Source organism: Ferroplasma sp. Type II (assembly GCF_000496155.1).
The window spans coordinates 19666-21699 of record NZ_KI542755.1 but is presented as its reverse complement, the minus strand read 5'-3'; the positions used below and the strand labels follow the sequence as shown (position 1 = coordinate 21699).

Annotated in this window: 1 protein-coding gene and 1 pseudogene; one reads left to right on the top strand and one right to left on the bottom strand. The window is 38.2% G+C overall.

Annotated elements, in window-relative coordinates:
- Window positions 1–986 (top strand): annotated as a pseudogene (locus AMDU4_RS09790) (ATP-grasp domain-containing protein); the annotation flags it as partial.
- 6 nt (window positions 987–992) lie between these two features.
- Here the strand turns inward: AMDU4_RS09790 and AMDU4_RS09785 are convergent.
- Window positions 993–1811, bottom strand: coding sequence for a transposase (locus AMDU4_RS09785; protein ID WP_021787823.1), 819 nt, complete (start codon window positions 1809–1811; stop codon window positions 993–995).
- Window positions 1812–2034 lie beyond the last annotated feature (223 nt).

Sequence of the window (2034 nt, the reverse complement as noted above, 5' to 3'; positions counted from 1 at the left end):
AAGAATTGTTCATAGATCGCCCGGGATCTCCAGTGCTGGTAAGCAGGTACCTGAAAAATGCAACCGAAATTGATGTGGATTTCATATCTTCCAGTAAAAAATCAGTAATAGCAGGAATTTCAGTACACATAGAAGAGGCTGGAACCCATTCAGGTGATGCTACTATGGTTCTTGGGCCAGGCAGGATTGATAAGGAAACACTGAACAGAATCCAGGACATAGTTGAGAAAATGAGGGTAAATTTCAACCTTTCAGGTCTTTCTAACCTCCAGATAGCCATAAAAGACAACGAAATATATGTAATTGAACTGAATGCACGGTCTTCCAGGTCTATTCCATTTGTTGCAAAGGCTACAGGGATTAACTGGGTGGATTATGGAATAAAGGCTATGCTCGGCATTGATCCAGATATAAAGTATTCAGAAGCAAAAGCATTCTTCATCAAAGTTCCTGTATTTCCATTCAAGAGATTCAGGGATATGGATGTCATTCTTGGTCCCGAAATGAAATCTACAGGGGAGGCCATGTGCTGCGGTGAAACGTTCCAGGAATCAATGTCCAAGGTGATACGCATAATGAAAAGGGATTTTAAATTAAAATCCGTCATAATTACCGTAAATGATATGGATAAGGATGAAGCCATAAAAATAGGTCGCAAACTGGATAAAAAGGGTGTGAAAATATACGCAACTCCTGGAACATACAGTGCCCTCAAGGGAGCCGGGATTGGGGCCACTGTCGTTTACAGGGTAAAGGATCTCAGGTCGCCGGGAATCAGTGAAATAATAAGAAATGAGGATATATCAATGATAATAAACACGCCCTCAGAATCATATGGGTCAATTAGGGATGGATTCTCTATCAGGAACCTTGGAATTAAGAAGGATATACCTCTTATAACAAATATCAGATTCGCCTCTGAACTGGTAGATTCCATACTGTCCGGAAAAGGAACACAGATAAGGGAACTGGGAGATTACCAGTGAGCTACCTCATGTTAAAACATTGAGGCTTCCTGTTTCACTGACAAAACTTGCACTTACATATGGACTTACATTAAATCCTTTAAGTGTAGAGGCATTATCTCTATCAGGCTTAAATTCCCTGTACTCCACAGGTACTTTTAATTTTTTGAATTTATGTGTTTTAGTTCCATAATAAATATCATTCAGTGTGGAATTATAGTCCCTGTCACTTATTAATCCACATTTACTGCATTTATATATTCTCTCATTTAATTTTATATCATATTTATTATGGCATTTAGAACATTCCTTAGTGGTGGGAATGAACCTGTACAATAATATAAGGGTTGAAGCCTTATGCTTAAGTGCTTCGATTATTCCCCCTATATCGGTAGATTCTATCCTTTTTCCAAATATTCTCTGCCATCCACTTATACTGTCATTCTGTGTTATTATTATATTATAGTTGGATGTTAGATAATGGACTATTTTATTCCTGGTATCTGTTCTCCTGTTCTTTGTTTTATCATGTTCCTTATTCAGTTTAACTTTCAATTTTCTGTAATTGTTGGATCCCTTAACTTTCTTAGATAGTATTCTCTGTATTCTCTTCTCTTTTTTTGTTTTCTCTATACTATATTTCAATTGCAATCCACTGGACAGTGTCAACTGATTCTTTATTCCTAAGTCAAATGACAGTATTTGATTCGTTTCTGTATTTAACTTATTCTTATATGCTGTTATATTGATGTAATAATTATTATTCCTCTTTATCAACACTGCATTGGACAGATCAAAAGTGTTAATATTATCAAGGCCATTTACCGTTCTCAAAACATTGTGCAATGTTGTGCACCTGTCCAGTTCGTAGCGTAGGCAGTCTCAGTCGAACCTGCTTCAGGGATCTCAGGTTAATCTCTGATGTACAGGTATTCATTCTTCATAGATTGCCAAGAGGCCAACGCACTCACGGGGAACGGGTCTCCGCACAGATCGATGCCACGGAGGGTTATGGCCAGTGAGGCCAACCTGTCCCTGTCGTAGTCCCGGTCACAGTTGTCGCATTTAG